Raw genomic sequence first — 18,589 nt, 5'->3', positions numbered from 1 at the left:
CCGGGCAATGCTCGCAAAACCCAGTATCAGATGTGGTAGATGTCGATGACCTGGCGGACGTAGTCGTTTTTCAGCACCACCTTCTTGGCCTTGATCAGCGGCTGCTCGCCGCGCAGGTCGAGGGTGTAGAAGCTGGTGCCGAAGTAACTGTCGGTGGTCTTGTAGCGGAAGCTCAGGGTGTGCCAGTTGAAGCGCACCTGGCAGCTGCCCTCGCCCTGCTCGACGATCTCGATGTTGCTGATGTTGTGCGAAGTGCGGGTGTCGGGCACGGTCGCACTGGAGCGCTCGGTCTTGATGCGGAACACGCGGTCTTCCAGGCCGCCACGGTTGCCGTACCAGATCAGCGAGATTTCGCTTTGTGGGTCTTCGGTGAGGGTATCGTCATCGTCCCAGCTCGGCATCCAGAAGCTGGCATCGCTGGCGTACAGTTCCAGCCACTGGTCCCACTGGGCATCGTCCAGATAGCGCGCTTCGCGGTAGAGAAAGTCGCGCACGGTTTCATACAGGCTCATTGCACGGCCTCCACGGGGATCAGCTGCTGTTCGTCCTTGAGGGCCTGAATCATGGTGTCCTGCCAGTACTTGTGCTGCAGCACGAACAGGCCTTCGTCCTCGGTGCGCACGCCCGACAGCAGGGGTTCGAGTTCAATCTCCCTGGCCGCCTCATCGGCACCTTCGACCCAGTGTTTGGCGCCGCGAGACATGTCGTTCCAGCCGGTACCGCCGCCGTAGCCGGTCTGGCACGAGCGGAATTCTTCCAGGTCGTCCGGGGTGGCCATGCCGCTGACGTTGAAGAAGTCTTCGTACTGGCGAATACGCTTGGCACGGGCATCGGCGCTCTCGCCTTTCGGCGCGATGCAGTAGATGGTGATTTCGGTCTTGTTCACCGAAATCGGCCGGGCGACGCGGATCTGCGAGCTGAACTGGTCCATCAGGTACACGTTGGGGTACAGGCACAGGTTGCGCGAATTTTCGATCATCCAGTCGGCGCGCGCCTGGCCGAAATCGGCCGCCAGCTGCTCGCGGCGCTCGTAGGCCGGGCGGTCTTCGGGGTTGGCCCAGCGCGTCCACAGCAGCAGGTGGCCGTGGTCGAAGGAATAGAAACCGCCGCCCTGTTTGGCCCAGGCACCAGCGCTCATGGTCTTGATCTCGTCACCCGCCTCGCGCTGCTTGCGCTGGTTCTGGGTGGCAGCGTAGTTCCAGTGCACGGAGCTTACGTGGTAGCCGTCAGCACCGTTTTCGGCGGTGAGTTTCCAGTTGCCTTCGTAGATGTACGAGCTGGCACCGCGCAGCACTTCCAGGCCTTCAGGCGACTGATCGACGATCATGTCGATGATCTTCGCCGACTCGCCCAAGTGCTCGACCAGCGGCTTCACATCGGCGTTCAGGCTGCCGAACAAGAAGCCCCGGTACGACTCGAAGCGTGCCACCTTGGTCAGGTCGTGGGAGCCGTCGCAGTTGAAGCTGTCGGGGTAGCCGGCGTTGCTGGGGTCTTTCACCTTCAGCAGTTTGCCGCTGTTGTTGAACGTCCAGCCGTGGAACGGGCAGGTATAGCTGGAACGGTTGCCGCGCTTGTGCCGGCACAGCATGGCACCGCGGTGGCTGCAGGCGTTGAGGAAGGCATTGAGCTCACCGTCCTTGTTGCGCGCGATGAAAATCGGCTGGCGCCCCATGGTCAGGGTGAGGAAGTCATTCTTCTCGGGGATCTGGCTTTCGTGGGCCAGGTAGATCCAGTTGCCCTCGAAGATGTGCTTCATCTCCAGGTCGAACAGGCGTGGGTCGGTGAACATCTCCCGCTTGCAGCGGTAGATGCCCTTTTCACGGTCGTCCTCGAGCAAGGCATTGAGGTAGTCGAATCCCAGGGACATGGCCAGGGTCTCCCTTGTTATTGTTTAGACCTGGTCAGGTTAGAGGCTGGGATTGGGTCGCAATATCCGGTTTGTGCGGGGTGCTATCCGTTTTGTGCAGGTTGAGGTGACAGGTTCAAGCGTCTCTTCGCGGGCGTACCCGCGAGAGACCAGTACGGTTCATCGCCGGTTGCGCAAGGTTTCGGACGGCAATTCGCCAAACTGCTGCCGATACACCTCGGAAAAACGCCCGAGGTGGAGGAAGCCATAATCCATGGCCAGTTCGGTCACGCTACGTACCGAGCAACTGGCATCAGCCAGGCAGGCACGCACCTGTTCCAGCTTGCGTTGTCGCACGTACTGCTTGGGTGTGGTCTGTAGGTGCCGGTCGAACAGCGCATACAACGAGCGCAGGCTCATGCACGCCTGCTCCGCCAGCGCCTCCGCTGTCAGCTCGAACTTAAGGTTGCGGTCGATGTAGTCGATGATCCGCTCCAGGCTTGCACCCGGTGAGCTGAGGCTCTCGCGGCGGATGTTGGTGCTCATCAGGGTCAGCAGCTTGCTGGCGACAATCTGGCTGTAATGGCCCTGCACTCTTGGCAGCGAATCGCTCACTTCCGCCTCATGACAAACCATGGCCAGCAGGTTCACGAAGCCATCCAGCTCCTCCAGCCGGTAATGATTGCGCAAGAACCGCACGCCCCCATCAGGCCGCTGCCAGCGCTGTTCATCGCAGATCGAGTCCAGCAGCCGGGTCGGCACCTTGAGGATGAACTTCTCGCAGTCTTCCGAGTAAGTCAGGTCAACCGGGTCGTCCGGGTTGATCAGCAGCAATTCGCCCGGCACCAGGTGCTGCTCGCGCTTGTGCCCGCGCCACAGGCAGTTGCCATTGAGCAAGACTTGCAGGTGGTAGATGGTTTCCAGCGCGGGCGACGTCACGCGAACACTGCCGCCATAGCTGATACGGCACAGGTCGAGCTCGGCGAACTTGCGATGGCTGAGGCTGGCCTGGGGGTGGGTGGTGCGGGACAGACCGATGCAATGCTGGCCTACATGCTGGTTCACATAATCGGACACAGCATAAGGGTCGGCGTGGTGAAACACGCTACTGCGCTCGCTCAGCAGGCGGCTTTCCATAGGCAAGGCACTCGGTATCGTTATTGTTCTGGTCGCCGCGCCCTACCGCCTTGTCGGCTGTGGTTGCGGTCATCACGGTCATTCTATCGGGCTGGCAGCGCGTCGCAGGGGCAGGCGACAGCCGGCGGATAGGGGACACTACAGCAAAAAGGCGGGGGTTGGGCAATGCAACGATGGGATTGGCTGGGCGGATAGCGGACAGGTCCGGCGCCATGCGTGTTCGTTTATCGAACAGTACTTTAGGTACTCGCGTGGCCTGCACATGGCGTCCGTCCAAAGCGCTCCTGCAACGACCGTCATTCACTGCACCGGCAGGAAGTTCATCAGCAACAGGCTCTGCGCGTAATTCAAGCCTATGCGCCGATAACGCTCATCCAGCAACTCGGCCAGCAAGTCCAGCCGCGCGACGATCTTGCCGAACTCCACGGCAAAACTCAGGTTGGTGCCCTCCTCCGAGATCTCGTTCGAGAACAGCAGCAACACCCCATTGGCATCTTGCCGCTGGCTGAGCATCCATGTTGCCTTCTCGATATTGCGCGCGGCGTTGTTGACGAACAGCGGGTCGATGGTATCGGTCATGTAGAACTCGGTACGCCCACCGTGCGCGGTGATCAGCATGCTGCCAATGGCGTAGATGAAGGCTCCGACGCGGTCCCCGCGAAACTCGGGGCTCAGGGCGTAGCTCAAGGCTGCAAGGTCACGGCGGTTGCCCAGTTGCGGCAGCGGCCGGCGCTGTTCGATGGCGATGCGGATCTGTCGCTCGGCGGTGGCGGCGTCAAGGTAGCCAGACACTTTCCACTGGCTGGGGTTGCGCAGGTACAGCTTGTTCATCAGCAGGTACAGGCTTTGCAGGTTGTCGCGCATCGACAGCGTGGCCAGGCGGTCGACGCTGGTCTGGAACAGCTCGCTGGGTTTGCCGTTGCCGAGCTGGTTGACCATGTCACGGCCCTGCTGCTGCGTGCAGGCGCACAGGCATGCCAGGGCACCTGTCAGTAGCAGGCGGGGGAGGAAATTCGGGTAGCTTGCAACCATCGGCACCGGGTCGATATTCGGCGGCTGCGCCGGGAGTCAGCGCGGCCTGGCCAAGCATAGAGCCCGAAAATGGGAAAAAGTGCGGTGGCTGGAGAGAATGGAAACCTGTGGCGGCCTCTTCGCGGGTGAACCCGCTCCCACAAGAAGGGACTCGCCCGCGAAGAGGCTAGGCGCGACGAACCCGGATCACATGGCGTGGCGCAACATCTCCACCACCTGCGCATGCAGCGCAGGGTCCCCACAGGCCACCACGCAGCCGCCATCCTGCGCCGAACTGCCATCCCACGCCGTGATGACGCCACCCGCCCCTTCGATGATCGGCATCAGCGCCTGTACGTCATACGGCTGAAGGCTCGCTTCGACAATCACGTCAACAAAACCCGACGCCAGCATGCAGTAGGCATAGCAATCACCGCCATAACGCATCAACCGCGCCTTGCCGGCGACCGCTTCGAATGCCGCCTTGCGCTCGGCGGTGTCGAACATGTCCGGCGTGGTGCACATCAGCGTGGCGGCAGCCAGGTCGGTGCAGGCACGCGTCTTCAGCGGCGTGCCACTGCGCCAGGCGCCTGCCGGGGTACCCACGAAACGTTCGCCGGTGAACGGCTGGTTCATCACGCCCAGCACCGGGCGGGTGCCGTCATTCAGGGCAATCAGGGTGCCCCACAGTGGCAGGCCGGTAATGAACGCCCGGGTGCCGTCGATCGGGTCCAGCACCCAGGTCAGCGGGCTGCTGCCCACTGCAACGCCAGCCTCTTCACCGAGAATGCCATGTTCGGGATACCGAGCCTGGATCAACTCACGCATGGCATCCTCGGCGGCCTTGTCGGCCACGGTCACCGGGTCGTACAGGCGCCCGCCCTTGTCCTCGACATCCAGGCTGGCGCGGAAGTACGGCGCGATCGCTGCAGCGGCAGCATCGGCCAATTGCTCGGCAAAGGCGCGATACTCAACGATCTGTTCAGCACTCAGGGACATGGGGCGGGCCTCGTGACAATGATGGGGCACGCATCATACCCGACACATCGCCCCGGTGTACGTTGCGGCAGTCTAGACTGAACATGACCAGATCACCGGGGGGCTGCCACACGTGGAGGTGTGCGATGAGCCAGTTCAAACGTCTGTTCGTCATGCTCGGCCCGCAAATGCGTCATACGCCTGCGCTGCAACGCGCTGCGGCGTTGGCGGAATCCAGCGGTGCCCTGCTGGATATCAATGTGTTCGTCGACGACGTCGACACCTTTGGCTTGATGAGCGATGGCCGTGAGCGTGAGCGGCTGCTCAGCGACAACCGCCAATGGCTGGCGGATGAGGCCGAACAGCTGAGCGATGCCGGCCTGGACGTGTCCACCGAGCTGTTGTTGACCCGCGACCCGCTGGGCAGCGTACTAGAGCGGGTCGAACGGCTGGGCTGCGATCTGCTGGTCAAGGACGTACAGCACGAACCCGTACTCAAACGCCTGCTGGTCACGCCGCTGGACTGGCAATTGCTCAAGGACAGCCCGGTCGCCGTGCATCTGGTCAGCGACATTCGCCTGCCCCTGCCACGGCAGATCGCTGCCGCGGTGGACCTGAACAGCCACGGCGCTGGTGAACACCTGGACGAGCAAGTCATCCACTGCGCCCATGACCTGGCCCTGCAGTGCAACGCCGAGCTGCACCTGCTGCATGTGTGCGATGCGGCCAAGACCCACATCGCCGACTTCGGTGCCGGTGCGGTCACCATGCCCGGCTTCGATGGCAGCGTGCGTACCGCGCAGCGGGCGGCGTTCAACCGCCTGGGCGACCATCACCAGATTCCGCTGGAGCGCCGGCACTTCCTCGAAGGGGCTGCGACCAGGGCAATTGCCCAGTTCGTCGGCCACAACCGGGTGGACGTGATAGTCATGGGCAGCCATCGGCATGACGCCATGCAGACATTCCTGGGCGGGACAACGGCGCATGTGCTGGAACACCCGCTGTGCAATGTGTTGGCGATCAAGGCGATTCGCTGAGCTTCATCAGCCTGACCAGGGGCCAGGCTAGGACGACCTTGTACTGCGAAGAGGCAATTCCACCCACAGAGCAGCTCCTGACCTATCGGTCCCTTCGCAGCACAAGGTTGCTCCTGCAGGCACTACTGTGACCGTAACTTCTTCCCCCTTGGTTTCTGGTACACCAGTGCCACTCAAAACTAATGCATTTGATAATGATTCGTAGTATGTTCGCGGCATCTCCCGACCCAGCCTCTTAGCGCCCTATTCAAGGACCGTACCGTCGATGCGCCGCACGTTCGTTTCGCTTTGTGTGCTTCATGCTGTCTCCCCGCTGGCCTTTGCCGAGCCTGAACCGCTCAGCGACCCTAACCAGATCGAACTCCAGGCCCTGAGCATCACCAGTACTGCCGACAGCGAACGCGCCGACGGCCCGGTCGAAGGCTACAAGGCCACCCGCTCGGCCAGTGCCACCCGCACCGACACGGCGCTGCACGAAACCCCGCAATCGGTCAGCGTGGTACCCAAGGATGTGCTGGTAGACACGGGCGCCACGCGCCTGCAGGACGGCCTGGACTACGCCGGTGGTGTCGGCCGCGCCAACAACTTCGGCGGCCAGGGCCTGACAACCTTCACCGTGCGTGGCTTCACGACCGGCGAGTTCTATCGCAACGGCTTTCCGATCAACCGCGGCTACCCCAACGCCCCGGATGCCAACACCGTCGAGCGCCTGGAGGTCATCCGTGGCCCGGCCAGCAGCCTGTACGGCCGTGGCGACCCTGGCGGTACGTTCAACGTGGTCAGCAAGCAGCCGTTGCCTGAGTCCAAGGTCACCCTTGGCAGCCAGTTCGACGACCAAGGCATGCACCGTGCGACCCTCGATGCCACCGGGCCGCTGAGCCAGGACGGCTCGCTGGCCTACCGTCTGAACATACTGGGTGAAGGTGGCGACAGCTTCCGCGACGATGTCGAAAGCGAACGCTACGATGTCGCCCCGGTCATCAGCTGGCAGGTCAATGACGCCACGAAGATCACCTTCGAAGGCGATTTCATGCGCAACAACCACCCCCTCGATCGCGGCCTGACCCGCTACCCCACCCAGACCGGCAGCGCCTCGCGCGATACCTATATCTGGGAAAAAGGCAGCGACAACCTGCTGCACAACGACAACAACATGGCGCAGCTGCGTTTCGAGCACCAGCTCAACGACAACTGGACGCTGGGCGGTGGATTCCAGTACCTCGATGGCTCGCTCAAGGGTAATGCAGTCGAGGGGAGCAATTTACTGGCAGACGGCCGCACCCTGCAGCGGAACTTCAACTACCGCAAGCTGGAATGGACCGACCGTGACTGGCAATTGAACCTGACCGGGCATTTCGATACCGGTACGCTCAGCCACACCCTGCTGACAGGCATCGAGTACGAGAACTATCACTACAGCTCCATCATCCGACGTTCCAGCGCGTCCTACCCGATCGACATCTACGACCCGGTACTCGGCCAACCGAGACCGGCGCTGGCTGCGGACCCAACGACCTGGGACAGTGAGAACCTGCAGACCTGGGCCTTCTTCATCCAGGATCAGGTGGCGCTGACCGAGCGTCTGAAGGCGTTGGCTGGTGTACGCTTCGAGCGCTTCGAGCACGATTACGACGATAAGCGACCTGCCAATCGGGACTTCAGCAAGGGCGAAAACGGCGTCACGCCACGCTTTGGCCTGATCTACGACCTGACTGACACCGTGGCGGTCTATGCCAATACTGCGCGCTCGTTCAAGCCCAACACAGGCACGCCTGCCAGCGGCGGTGGCTTCGACCCGGAAAAGGGCAAATCCTATGAGCTGGGCTTGAAATGGGAGGCGCCCGATCGTCAATTGAGCGTGGACGCGGCGATCTACCACATCGTCAAGGAGAACGTCCTGACGCGCGACCCGGTGAATACCAACTACAGCTTGGCCGCCGGGGAAGTACGCAGCCGCGGGCTGGATATCAACATCGCCGGCAATATCACGCCTGAGTGGCGGGTAATCGGTGGCTACGCCTATGTCGATGCCGAAGTTACCAAGGACAACCGCCTGCCGACGGGTACGCGACTGGCCAACATCCCGCGCAACAGCTTCAGCCTGCTCAACACTTATGAGTTCCAGGACGGTTTTGCCAAAGGTGTTGGGTTAGGACTTGGGTTGAAGTATGTGGATGACCGCAATGGCCAGACCGAGGCGGTCACCTACAACATGGACCAGTACACCGTGGTTGACCTGCTGACGTTCTACAAGGTCAACGAACACGTGCGGTTGAATCTGGACGTGAAGAACGTGTTCAACAAGGGGTATGACGAGGGGGCGTTCAACAGCTACGTATACCCCGGCGCACCGCGCACGGTGCAGGCCGGCGTTTCCTATACGTTCTGAATTGCCGGGGCCGCGCAGCGGCCCCGTAATGTCAGAAAGCTCTGCTATAGAACAGCGAGTACGACTCGATGCCGTCGTTTGGCTGCTTTATCCCGGCGTTGGAGTAGTGCATGGCACGGATGCCTACCTTCTGTTCTCCCGGCAACTTCAGGCCAAAGCCGATACGGTCTTCGAAGTTGACCGACGACCCCAGTCGCTGGTCGCCCACGTCGGTCTTTGAAAACGCTGCCAGGCCAATACCTGCCTCGATGTAAGGCGTGTAGGTAAAGCCGCTGAACTCATACGTGAACACCGGGCTGAACGACAGCGAATGCGCACCACTGGCATCGCCACCTTCCCAATAGGTGTAGGCCGCATCCCAGTAACCGCTCACATGACCGGCACTGCTTTGCAGCCATTTCTTGTCCCAGTCGAACGACATGCCGATACGGTAGGTCATGTCACCTTGGCCAGTGGCGCCCACGGCGCCTGATATCTGCGCAGCCTGAACCAGATCGGCCCCGGCAAAGGCCAGCACTGCAACGGCCAGCGAAGCTGCTAGACGGGTTTTCATCAACGACTCTCCTGATGGTCTACACGGCAAGCGGGGGCTTGGGCCCCTCGATGTTATGCGCTGACCGGTGCATCCAAACCGGTCATACGAAGTAATACTTTTCTGATTATTGTCCAGATAATCAGAAAGTTGGAAGTGTATTGCCACTATTGGCTAAATCACTTGGAAACGCTGTGCTTTGCCGGGAGGCAGCTGCACATACAGCAGTGGCCCGGCATCGCTGACGCTGAGCACGGGCTGGCCCTGAGCATTCTGGATATCGACTGTTATCGAGAAAAAACATCAGCTTGCGCGTCCTTCTTCAAGCAACTTCACGAACATGCTCAAACTGCGCGAGACCGTACCCCGTCGCCATACCAGCCAGGTTTTCAGGTAGCGGAAGTCCTCTGACATTGGCCAGGCGCTGACGGTGCTGCACCCGGGCATATTGTCGAGCATGCTGCGCGGCAGCATGGCCAGACCGGCGCCCGCACTGACGCAGGCCAACATGCCGTGATAGGACTCCATTTCGTGGATCTTGCCCGGTACCGCCTGGTCCTGTACGAACCAGTTTTCGAAGTGATGGCGGTACGAACAGTTGGCGCGGAAGGCATAGATGCTTTCACCGTTCACGTCCTGGGCACGGGTCACCGGTGTATGGTTGAGTGGCGCAATGACCATCATCTCTTCCTCGAACACCGGTATGCCCTCCAGCGTCGGGTGCAGCACCGGGCCGTCGACGAACGCGGCCACCAGGCGGCCAGACAGCACGCCTTCGAGCATGGTCCCGGAAGGCCCGGTGGACAGGTCAAGGTCAACCTTGGGGTAGCGCTGGTTATAGGCCGCCAGCAACGCGGGGATGCGCACCGCCGCCGTGCTTTCCAGTGATCCTAGGGCAAAGGTGCCCTGCGGGTCTTCACCCGCCACGGTCAGCCGCGCCTCATGGACCAGGTCGAGGATGCGCCGGGTATATTCGAGGAAGTTCCAACCCGCAGGCGACAGGCGCAGGCGGCTCTTCTCACGAATGAACAGCTCTACCCCCAAGTCCTCCTCCAGTTGCTTGATGCGCGTGGTCAGGTTCGACGGCACCCGATGGATGTGCTGCGCGGCGGCGCTGATGCTGCCCTGTTCTGCCACGGCCTTGAAGATCTCCAGTTGCACCAGGTCCACAGCCATTCTCCAAACGTGAATGTTTCGCTCATTATTATTCAGTTTTCATTAAAGCCATAGCCCACTAGTCTGGCCTCACTGATTAACAACAACGAGAGTGTCCCGCCATGAGCGCGATCAGCAGCCTGACCCACGCCATCTCCCTCGACCCGTACAGCGGCGAGCAGATCGGCGCCTACCCGTTCGACACCGACGCCGCACTGGAAGCGGCGCTGCAACGTGCCAAGGTTGGCTACCGCCAGTGGCGCCAGGTGTCGCTGGGTCAGCGCAGCGAGTACCTGCTGGCCCTGGCCGGCACCCTCGAAACCAAGGCCGAAGCCTTCGCGCACATGATCAGCCGCGAAATTGGCAAGCCGATCGCCCAGGCTCGCGGTGAAGTCAGCAAGTGTGTGGGCCTTTGCCGCTGGTACGCCGAGCACGGCCCGGCCATGCTCGCCGCCGAGCCGACCCAGGTCGAAAAAGCCCGTATCGAATACCGCCCGCTAGGCCCGATCCTGGCCGTGATGCCGTGGAACTTCCCGCTCTGGCAGGTGCTGCGCGGCGCCGTGCCGGCGATTCTGGCGGGTAACACCTACGTGCTCAAGCACGCACCGAACGTGATGGGCAGCGCTTACCTGATGGCTGAGCTGTTCAAGGATGCCGGCCTGCCGGAAGGCGTGTTCGAAGTACTGAACGTGACCCCGGATGGCGTTACCCGCGCCATCAACGATCCGCGCATCGCCGCCGTGACCCTGACCGGCAGCGTGCGTGCCGGCATGGCGATTGGTGCACAGGCCGGTGCCGCGCTGAAGAAGTGCGTGTTGGAACTGGGTGGCTCCGACCCGTTCATCGTGCTGGCTGACGCCGACCTGGATGCCGCCGTTCAGGCTGCGGTGATAGGCCGCTACCAGAACACCGGCCAGGTGTGTGCCGCCGCCAAGCGCCTGATCGTGGAAGCCAGCATCGTCGACGCGTTCACCCACAAGTTCGTTGAAGCCACGCGCCAGCTGAAAATCGGCAGCCCGCTGGAGGACGACACCTATATCGGCCCGATGGCCCGCTACGACCTGCGCGACGAGTTGGACGGCCAGGTTCAGGCGACGTTGGCCGAAGGCGCCACGTTGCTGCTGGGCGGCAACAAGGTCGAAGGCGTGGCCAACTTCTACGCGCCGACCGTGTTCGCCAATGTCACCCCGGACATGACCGCGTTCAAGCAGGAGCTGTTCGGCCCGGTAGCGGCGATCATCACTGCACGCGATGCCGACCATGCCGTGGAACTGGCCAACGACAGCGAGTTCGGCCTGGCCTCGACCATCTACACAGCCGACTATGCGCTGGCCGAACGCATGACCGCCGCACTGGATACCGGTGGCGTGTTCATCAACGGCTACTGCGCTTCCGACCCCCGTGTTGCGTTTGGTGGCGTGAAGAAGAGCGGTTTCGGCCGTGAACTGTCGCACTTTGGGGTGCGCGAGTTCACCAATGCCCAGACGGTGTGGCTGGACCGTAACTGATCCATGACCCTGGGGCTGCTTTGCAGCCCCAGGCGCTTCAATCCCGAACCTGGTCCTTGACCCAGTCCAGCATCCCCCCCGGCACGATCAGTTCATGCCTTGCCCGCGAACAGGCGGTATACAACCCCGCCAGCATACGCGCCCGTTCATTGCGGTTACCCGCCACCTGTGGCGCCACCATCAGCTCCGGCGACACCATCACCCGGGCAAACTCCATGTTCTTCACATCCCGTACACGCCCCAGGAACAACTTCGGCGCCTTGTCCCAGCGGTAACGGCTCTTGGCCTTGGCAAAGTGCTCCGGCGTGTAGCCCTTGCGCAGCATGTTGGCCACGGCGACGAACGCTTTGTCATCGCCCTTGTCCTGCTCCAGCGCCTGCCAGCTGGCATAGCGGAACAGCATCGGGTGGCGCGGCCGCGTGCCGTAGCGGTACAGCTCGATGCAGTCCTCGACGAACAGTTCAAAGTCCTTGCGAGCGCTTTTCAGCAACAAGAACGGCACTCCCTGATGCGTCAGGCGCTGGAACCAGCCAAACAGCCCCCATTCATCATCGACGATAAGCGCCGTGGGCTGTTCCGGCACCATCACCGTATCGAAGAAGCTGACCCGGGTGTAGTGCTCGGCGTTGCCACTGAAGGCCGCCTGGATCGTGGCCGGGTGCGCCTGGATCAACGGGTTGAGCACATTGTCCATTGCCGGCCCGGCGCGCAGTGAATGGTCGATGCAGCGTTGCCGGATGAAGCTGCCATGGTGCGGGCTGAGGCCGTTGAGGTTTTGCAGTTCGTCACCCAGGGTAATGATCGACTGTGGACTGCGATCGAGTACCGCCAGCATCGGTGCCGACAGCTCGTGGGCCTCGTCGACGATGACATGGGTGTAACGGCTGTCGATCACATGCTCGGTCAGCGACAGCAGCTTGACCCGGTGGTAGTCACGCACCGGCAGCTGAATGTCCCGCGCCGACGGACGAATCAGCTCTTGCCAGTACAGGCGTGCCTTCTCCAGCAGCACCTCCTGATCCAGCGGCGAAGTGCCCGGCCCGGCCCAGGGCAAGTGGTGCAGCTGAAGTTGGGTATCGGCACTGTGGCAGAACGTGCGCACGGCGCGGATACACAAGGCAACCACGTCACGCGCTGCGAGCGGGCCGATATCTGGGATGGCCAGCCAGCGCACCACTTGCGCTTCCTGGGGGCGCCAGGACAGCTTGGTGCGGTATGGGTCGCGCAGTCGCCAGCCGTTGCTGGTGAGGTCGCGGTTGAGCAGCTCGTCAGCCAATTGGCCGAAGGTCAGCGCGGTATAGGCGGCAGCGTCCTTGACCCGCGCCTGCAGCGCGCGCAACTGCCCTTCGGTCAAGGCCAGCAGCAATGTGCGCTGGGGGTCCAGCAGCCGGGCGAACTGGTGAATCAGGAAGGTCTTGCCGGTGCCGGCGAAACCTTGCACAGCCACAGACTCGTCGATGCCACTGAGGAATTCACGCAGCAGGCGGTTCTGCTGGTCGCTGAGCATCAAGTCACTGGCCAGCGACGGCAGGTACACCGGGTGCAGCGGCGTGGCCCGTTGGCGGTAGCGGTCGGCGAACTGGAAGTTCCACTGGCCTTCGTCATCCAGCAACTCGTCCGCCTGGTATTCCACTTCGGCCGACAGCAGTGCAATGCCATTTTCGCCCAGCATGCCCAGGCCCATGGCGAACGCTTCGCGATCGAAGTGCTGCGCTACCTGGCCCTGGAAGCGCCCGGGGGCGACACCTTCGACTTGGTTGGCGATGCGCACGATTTCAGCGAAACGACGCTCCTGCGCGTCGGCCGAGGCGGTGGCTGGCTGGCGTGGCAGGTTTTGCACGAACAGCACGGCAGCGGCATCGAGCACACTGGCGGTGGTGAAGAACTCGGTTACAGCCGCGCTGGCGAGGCGGTCAGCCTGGTCGCTGGGCAAAGGCAGGTAGAACATCGGCACCTCGGGTGAAATCAGGGCGGCACGATAGCAACTTTCGGCACGGGATGCTGGGTTCAGTTTTGGCGTGCCCCCTCAACCTCTGCCCCGCCGCAACGTCTCGCTCGGAAACTCCTTGAACAACTGCCGATAACTCTCTGAAAATCTTCCCAAATGCCAGAACGACCAACGCATCGCCACCTCGGCGACGGTCACCCCTCCTCCCCGCAAAAGATCGCGCCGCGCGCCGTTCAAACGGCGCAGCCGTAACCAGTGCGCAGGCGGCATGCCGGTGAACGCTTTGAACGCCTGTTGCAACTGACGCAATGAAACCCCGGCAACCTCCGCCAACTCCACCAGGTTCAGCGTTTCTTCCGGGCAGTCGGCCGCCCATTCGCTGACCCGGCGCATGATCGCCCGCTCCTCGTCACGTCGCCCCAGGGCCACACCCTGCAAGCGCTGGCAGGCGTTGTCGAGTATGAACAGGCAGTCCTCCAGCAGTTGCTCTGCCAGGGCCGGCCCCTGCAGCGGGCTGCCGGCCTCGGCCAGGCGCGTCAGGGTGGCGCTCAGCCAACTGCCGAACAAGGCATTCTGGCCGCTGCCCAATGGCACCATGAACAACCCCTCCAGGCGCTGCGGGTCCAGCCCATGGCGGGCCAGGAAGGCCTGGTCGAACACGACCGCCACCTCGTGGTAGTTCTCCGGCGTGATCCAGATATTGCGGCTTTGTTCGTTCAGCAGGTACAGGCTGTTCTCGCTGCGGTCGAAGCAAAACGCCAACGCGCCGCTTGGCGCGCGAAAAAACTGCTCCACCCGGGTGTTCAGGCGCTCTTCGTACACCTCCACGCCATCCAGCCCCAGACAACGCAGCTCACCGCTGAAGAACCCGGGTGACATCTGCCGGTACTGCTGCTGCCAGCCAGGGGTGGCGCGCACTTGCTCGGTGACGTCAGTGGTATGGAAAGCCTGGACCTTCAACGCATTGGCGGTTGTCACACATCATCCTGTATGCACTCTTTTGGTGCATTCGATACTGAAGAAAGTGGATAGATCGCCCCGGGGGGCTGCGCCCAAGATAGTCTCCAGCGCGTCACCTGGGAAGCGTAACGCCTTCGCAACTGTTGAACGGTTTTCGCAAGCGTCCACGCTCCCACACCAAAACCCAACCAAGAGGTCTGTATGAACGCCCCCTTCGATCAGCTGTCCACCTGGCTGAAAGAACACCGGATCACCGAAGTCGAATGCGTGATCAGCGACTTGACCGGCATCGCCCGCGGCAAGATCGCGCCCACCGCCAAGTTCCTCCATGAGCGAGGCATGCGCCTGCCAGAAAGCGTGCTGCTGCAGACGGTCACCGGCGACTACGTCGATGATGACATCTATTACAACCTGCTCGACGCCGCCGACATCGACATGGTCTGCCGCCCTGACCCCACTGCCGTTTACCAGATCCCGTGGGCGATCGAGCCAACCGCGATCGTGATCCACGACACCTTCGACAAGCAAGGCAACCCCATCGAGCTTTCGCCACGCAACGTGCTGAAGAAGGTGCTCAAGCTGTACGCCGACAAGGGCTGGCAGCCAATCGTCGCACCCGAGATGGAGTTCTACCTGACCAAGCGCTGCGAAGACCCGGACTTGCCACTGCAGGTGCCACTGGGGCGTTCCGGCCGTGCTGAAAGTGGCCGTCAATCGTTCTCGATCGATGCCGCCAACGAATTCGACCCACTGTTCGAAGACGTCTACGACTGGTGCGAGATCCAGGGTCTGGACCTGGATACGCTGATCCACGAAGACGGCCCGGCGCAGATGGAAATCAACTTCCGCCACGGCGATGCGCTGGACCTGGCCGACCAGATCACCGTGTTCAAGCGCACCATGCGCGAGGCAGCGCTCAAGCACAACGTGGCCGCCACGTTCATGGCCAAGCCGATCACCGACGAACCCGGCAGTGCCATGCACCTGCATCAGAGCGTGGTCGACATCGCCACGGGCAAACCGATCTTCGCCAACGAAGACGGCAGCATGAGCCCGCTGTTCCTGCATCACATCGGCGGCTTGCAGAAGTACATCCCCAAGCTGCTGCCGATGTTCGCGCCCAACGTCAACTCGTTCCGCCGCTTCCTGCCGGATACTTCGGCACCGGTCAACGTCGAGTGGGGTGTAGAAAACCGCACCGCCGGCTTGCGCGTGCCTACGTCCAGCCCGGAGGCGATGCGGGTGGAAAACCGCCTGCCGGGCGCCGATGCCAACCCGTACCTGGCCATCGCTGCCAGCCTGCTGTGCGGCTACCTGGGCATGGTCGAGCAGATCGACCCTAGCGCAGCAGTGCAGGGCCGTGCCTATGAACGACGCAACCTGCGCCTGCCGATCACCATCGAAGATGCGCTGCAGCACATGGAAGACTGCGAAACCGTGCAGCAGTACCTGGGCAAGCAATTCGTCCAGGGCTACGTGGCGGTCAAGCGCGCCGAACACGAGAACTACAAGCGCGTCATCAGCTCGTGGGAGCGTGAATTCCTGATGCTGAGTGTCTGATCCACTGCGGGGGTGCTTTGCACCCCATGCACAGGCAAGCCTGCTCCGAACTCGAAGAACAAGACCAACGAGGTGTTCCCATGCGTCATCTGCAAGCCCTGATCCCCGCTGCATTCACCCTGCTGTTCGCCACCACCACCCAGGCCACGCCCACGGTCAGTGTGTACAACTGGACCGACTACATCGGTGACACCACCTTGGCCGATTTCCAGGCCAGCAGCGGAATCAAGGTGGTCTATGACGTGTTCGACTCCAACGAAACCCTCGAAGGCAAGCTGTTGGCCGGGCGCACAGGTTATGACGTGGTGGTACCGTCCAACCACTTCCTCGCCCGCCAGGCCCAGGCCGGGGCCTTCCTGCCGTTGGACCGCAGCAAGTTACCGAACTGGCAGCACCTGGACCCCAAACTGCTCAAGCAACTCGAACAGAACGACCCCGGCAACCAGTACGCCGTGCCTTACCTGTGGGGCACCAATGGCATCGGCTACAACGTCGACAAGGTCAAGGCGGCACTGGGTGTGGACCATATCGACTCGTGGGCGGTGCTGTTCGAGCCCGAGAACCTGAAAAAGCTCAAGCAGTGCGGCGTGGCATTCATGGACTCGCCCGACGAACTGTTCCCGGCCGTGCTCAACTACCTGGGCCTGGACCCGCGCAGCGAAAAACCGGGCGATTACGCCAAGGCCGAGGCCCGGCTACTCGAACTGCGCCCCTACATCACCTACTTCCACTCCTCCAAGTACGTCTCGGACCTGGCGAACGGTAATGTCTGCGTAGCGTTCGGCTACTCCGGCGACGTGTTCCAGGCTGCCAACCGCGCCGTAGAAGCGAAGAACGGCGTGAAGGTCGCCTACAGCATTCCCAAGGAAGGCAGCAACCTGTGGTTCGACCTGCTGGCCATCCCCAAGGACGCCAACAACCCCGAGCAGGCCTTGGCGTTCATCAACTACCTGCTCGACCCCAAAGTGATCGCCAAGGTCAGCGCCACGGTCGGCTATGCCAATGCCAACCCGGACGCCAAGGCCTACATGGATGCATCGCTGGTGAACAATCCCGAGATCTATCCACCCCAGGGGGTGCTGGACAAGCTGTACATCTCCAGCACCCCGAGCCCAAAAATCATGCGCGTCATGACCCGCTCCTGGAGCAAGATCAAGTCCAACCGCTGAGTCGAGAACGCTCATGTCTTTCAATACCCAACACACCGCCTCGTACTACGCCGCCACAGCGCGCGACGCGGCACCCTACCCCAGCCTGGACAGTGAACTGACGGCCGACGTATGCGTGATCGGCGGCGGGCTGACCGGGGTCAATACCGCCCTGGAGCTGGCCGAGCGCGGCCTCTCGGTGGTGCTGCTGGAGGCCCGGTGCATCGGCTGGGGCGCCAGTGGGCGCAATGGCGGCCAACTGATTCGCGGTATCGGCCATGATGTCAGCGGCTTTGCCCGGCATGTCGGGCAGGACGGTGTGCGCTACCTGAAACAGGCCGGCATCGATTCAGTGGAACTGGTGGCCGACCGTATCGCCCGCTACGGCATTGACTGCGATCTGCGCTGGGGCTTCTGCGAACTGGCCAACACCGATGCGCAGTTCGCCGCTTTCAAGGATGAACAGGACGACCTGGCCGCCCTGGGCTATCGCCATGAAACACGCCTGGTCGGCGCCGGGCAGTTGAACGAGATCGTCGCCAGCGACCAGTACGCTGGCGGCCTGGTAGACATGGGCTCGGGCCACCTGCACCCGCTGGATCTGGTACAGGGCGAAGCCCGCGCGGCCCACAGCCTGGGCGTGCGCATTTTCGAGCAAAGCCCGGTCCTGCGCATTGAGCACGGGCCCGGGCTGACGCTGTACACGGCGCGCGGCAAGGTGCGCGCAAGCAGCCTGGTGCTGGGCTGCAACGCTCACCTCGATGAACTGGAACCGCGCCTGAGTGGCAAGGTGCTCCCGGCCGGCAGCTATGTGGTGGCCACCGAACCCTTGCCCGAAGCGCTGGCCAGCAGCCTGATCCCGCAGAACATGGCGCTGTGCGACCAGAAGGTCGGCCTGGACTACTACCGTCTCACTGCAGACCGTCGCCTGCTGTTCGGTGGCGCCTGCCACTATTCCGGGCGCGACCCTAAAGACATCGGCGCGTACATGCGGCCGAAGGTATTGAAGGTGTTCCCGCAACTGGCCAACGTGCGCATCGACTACCAGTGGGGTGGCATGATCGGCATCACCGCCAACCGGTTCCCCCAGGTCGGGCGCCTTGGCCAGCACCCCAACGTGTATTACGCCCAAGGCTATTCCGGGCACGGGCTGAACGTGACGCACTGGACGGCGAAACTGCTGGCCGAAAGCATCGCCCTCGGCCATAGCCACGGCCTGGATGTGTTCAGCGCCGTGCCGCACCTGACCTTCCCCGGCGGCAAGGCCCTGCGCTCACCCCTGCTGGCACTGGGCATGCTGTGGTACCGCTTGCGTGAGGCCCTGGGTTGAGTGGGCAACAACGTTTGCAGCGCCACTCAGGGCGAGCGCGTCCCGGTCAC

General features: G+C 62.4%; 15 protein-coding genes. 6 read left to right on the top strand and 9 right to left on the bottom strand.

Going from position 1 to position 18,589, the window contains the following annotated elements; all coding sequences use genetic code 11:
• Window positions 1–26 precede the first annotated feature (26 nt).
• From benB to hisN, 5 genes are all read right to left on the bottom strand, one after another.
• Complete coding sequence (gene benB, locus ACF8GF_RS10300; RefSeq protein WP_004374327.1) at window positions 27–512, bottom strand: benzoate 1,2-dioxygenase small subunit; 486 nt, start codon at window positions 510–512, stop codon at window positions 27–29.
• Complete coding sequence (gene benA / locus ACF8GF_RS10295; RefSeq protein ID WP_176684271.1) at window positions 509–1,867, bottom strand: benzoate 1,2-dioxygenase large subunit; 1,359 nt, start codon at window positions 1,865–1,867, stop codon at window positions 509–511. Before benA ends, benB begins: the two co-directional genes overlap by 4 nt.
• A gap of 159 nt (window positions 1,868–2,026) precedes the next feature.
• On the bottom strand, window positions 2,027–2,983 hold the full coding sequence (locus ACF8GF_RS10290) for an AraC family transcriptional regulator (RefSeq protein WP_176684272.1): 957 nt from the start codon (window positions 2,981–2,983) through the stop codon (window positions 2,027–2,029).
• Between the two features lie 300 nt (window positions 2,984–3,283).
• On the bottom strand, window positions 3,284–4,015 hold the full coding sequence (locus ACF8GF_RS10285; RefSeq protein ID WP_176684273.1) for a hypothetical protein: 732 nt from the start codon (window positions 4,013–4,015) through the stop codon (window positions 3,284–3,286).
• A gap of 186 nt (window positions 4,016–4,201) precedes the next feature.
• Window positions 4,202–4,993 (bottom strand): histidinol-phosphatase, encoded by a 792-nt coding sequence (gene hisN / locus ACF8GF_RS10280; RefSeq protein ID WP_176684274.1) that lies wholly within the window; start codon window positions 4,991–4,993, stop codon window positions 4,202–4,204.
• Between the two features lie 125 nt (window positions 4,994–5,118).
• Here hisN and ACF8GF_RS10275 point away from each other — a divergent pair, with 125 nt between their 5' ends.
• Window positions 5,119–6,009 carry a universal stress protein gene (locus ACF8GF_RS10275; RefSeq protein WP_176684275.1) on the top strand — a complete coding sequence of 297 codons (891 nt, stop codon included), beginning with the start codon at window positions 5,119–5,121 and terminating at the stop codon, window positions 6,007–6,009.
• Between the two features lie 265 nt (window positions 6,010–6,274).
• Entirely contained in the window at window positions 6,275–8,398 is a 2,124-nt protein-coding gene (locus ACF8GF_RS10270; RefSeq protein ID WP_392488570.1) for a TonB-dependent siderophore receptor, read from the top strand.
• A 31-nt stretch (window positions 8,399–8,429) separates the two neighbouring features.
• Here ACF8GF_RS10270 and ACF8GF_RS10265 read toward each other — a convergent pair whose 3' ends face one another.
• Window positions 8,430–8,951 (bottom strand): acyloxyacyl hydrolase, encoded by a 522-nt coding sequence (locus ACF8GF_RS10265; RefSeq protein ID WP_176684277.1) that lies wholly within the window; start codon window positions 8,949–8,951, stop codon window positions 8,430–8,432.
• Between the two features lie 282 nt (window positions 8,952–9,233).
• A complete protein-coding gene (locus tag ACF8GF_RS10260; protein ID WP_004374302.1) occupies window positions 9,234–10,100 on the bottom strand; it encodes a LysR family transcriptional regulator in 867 nt (288 codons plus the stop codon).
• 107 nt (window positions 10,101–10,207) lie between these two features.
• Between ACF8GF_RS10260 and ACF8GF_RS10255 the strand changes: the two genes are divergently transcribed.
• On the top strand, window positions 10,208–11,593 hold the full coding sequence (locus tag ACF8GF_RS10255; RefSeq protein ID WP_392488569.1) for an aldehyde dehydrogenase family protein: 1,386 nt from the start codon (window positions 10,208–10,210) through the stop codon (window positions 11,591–11,593).
• Between the two features lie 37 nt (window positions 11,594–11,630).
• On the opposite strand, the gene ACF8GF_RS10250 is transcribed toward ACF8GF_RS10255, so the two are convergent.
• Window positions 11,631–13,541 carry an AAA family ATPase gene (locus tag ACF8GF_RS10250; protein WP_209966205.1) on the bottom strand — a complete coding sequence of 637 codons (1,911 nt, stop codon included), beginning with the start codon at window positions 13,539–13,541 and terminating at the stop codon, window positions 11,631–11,633.
• A 78-nt stretch (window positions 13,542–13,619) separates the two neighbouring features.
• Window positions 13,620–14,519, bottom strand: coding sequence for a helix-turn-helix domain-containing protein (locus ACF8GF_RS10245; RefSeq protein WP_176684280.1), 900 nt, complete (start codon window positions 14,517–14,519; stop codon window positions 13,620–13,622).
• 183 nt (window positions 14,520–14,702) lie between these two features.
• On the opposite strand from ACF8GF_RS10245, the gene ACF8GF_RS10240 reads away from it, so the two are divergent.
• The 3 genes from ACF8GF_RS10240 to ACF8GF_RS10230 all read left to right on the top strand — a co-directional run bounded on the left by ACF8GF_RS10240 (window position 14,703) and on the right by ACF8GF_RS10230 (window position 18,539).
• The gene (locus tag ACF8GF_RS10240) at window positions 14,703–16,061 is read left to right on the top strand and encodes a glutamine synthetase family protein (RefSeq protein WP_021785086.1); all 1,359 of its coding nucleotides are present in this window, start codon (window positions 14,703–14,705) and stop codon (window positions 16,059–16,061) included.
• Between the two features lie 80 nt (window positions 16,062–16,141).
• Entirely contained in the window at window positions 16,142–17,230 is a 1,089-nt protein-coding gene (locus tag ACF8GF_RS10235; RefSeq protein ID WP_392488568.1) for a polyamine ABC transporter substrate-binding protein, read from the top strand.
• A gap of 13 nt (window positions 17,231–17,243) precedes the next feature.
• The gene (locus ACF8GF_RS10230) at window positions 17,244–18,539 is read left to right on the top strand and encodes an NAD(P)/FAD-dependent oxidoreductase (RefSeq protein ID WP_392488567.1); all 1,296 of its coding nucleotides are present in this window, start codon (window positions 17,244–17,246) and stop codon (window positions 18,537–18,539) included.
• Window positions 18,540–18,589 lie beyond the last annotated feature (50 nt).

Origin of the sequence: Pseudomonas sp. yb_5 (assembly GCF_043103865.1) — a bacterium.
Taxonomy (GTDB): Bacteria; Pseudomonadota; Gammaproteobacteria; order Pseudomonadales; family Pseudomonadaceae; genus Aquipseudomonas; species Aquipseudomonas putida_Y.
The sequence above is the reverse complement of the archived record's forward strand: the minus strand, read 5'-3'. Positions and strand labels throughout refer to the sequence as shown.

Coding starts and splice junctions, on each gene's coding strand:
- benA (WP_176684271.1), bottom strand. CDS start 1,867: ATGTCCCTGGGATTCGACTACCTCAATGCCTTGCTCGAGGACGACCGT.
- ACF8GF_RS10275 (WP_176684275.1), top strand. CDS start 5,119: ATGAGCCAGTTCAAACGTCTGTTCGTCATGCTCGGCCCGCAAATGCGT.
- benB (WP_004374327.1), bottom strand. CDS start 512: ATGAGCCTGTATGAAACCGTGCGCGACTTTCTCTACCGCGAAGCGCGC.
- ACF8GF_RS10265 (WP_176684277.1), bottom strand. CDS start 8,951: ATGAAAACCCGTCTAGCAGCTTCGCTGGCCGTTGCAGTGCTGGCCTTT.
- ACF8GF_RS10290 (WP_176684272.1), bottom strand. CDS start 2,983: ATGGAAAGCCGCCTGCTGAGCGAGCGCAGTAGCGTGTTTCACCACGCC.
- ACF8GF_RS10230 (WP_392488567.1), top strand. CDS start 17,244: ATGTCTTTCAATACCCAACACACCGCCTCGTACTACGCCGCCACAGCG.
- hisN (WP_176684274.1), bottom strand. CDS start 4,993: ATGTCCCTGAGTGCTGAACAGATCGTTGAGTATCGCGCCTTTGCCGAG.
- ACF8GF_RS10255 (WP_392488569.1), top strand. CDS start 10,208: ATGAGCGCGATCAGCAGCCTGACCCACGCCATCTCCCTCGACCCGTAC.
- ACF8GF_RS10235 (WP_392488568.1), top strand. CDS start 16,142: ATGCGTCATCTGCAAGCCCTGATCCCCGCTGCATTCACCCTGCTGTTC.
- ACF8GF_RS10240 (WP_021785086.1), top strand. CDS start 14,703: ATGAACGCCCCCTTCGATCAGCTGTCCACCTGGCTGAAAGAACACCGG.
- ACF8GF_RS10250 (WP_209966205.1), bottom strand. CDS start 13,541: ATGTTCTACCTGCCTTTGCCCAGCGACCAGGCTGACCGCCTCGCCAGC.
- ACF8GF_RS10285 (WP_176684273.1), bottom strand. CDS start 4,015: ATGGTTGCAAGCTACCCGAATTTCCTCCCCCGCCTGCTACTGACAGGT.
- ACF8GF_RS10270 (WP_392488570.1), top strand. CDS start 6,275: ATGCGCCGCACGTTCGTTTCGCTTTGTGTGCTTCATGCTGTCTCCCCG.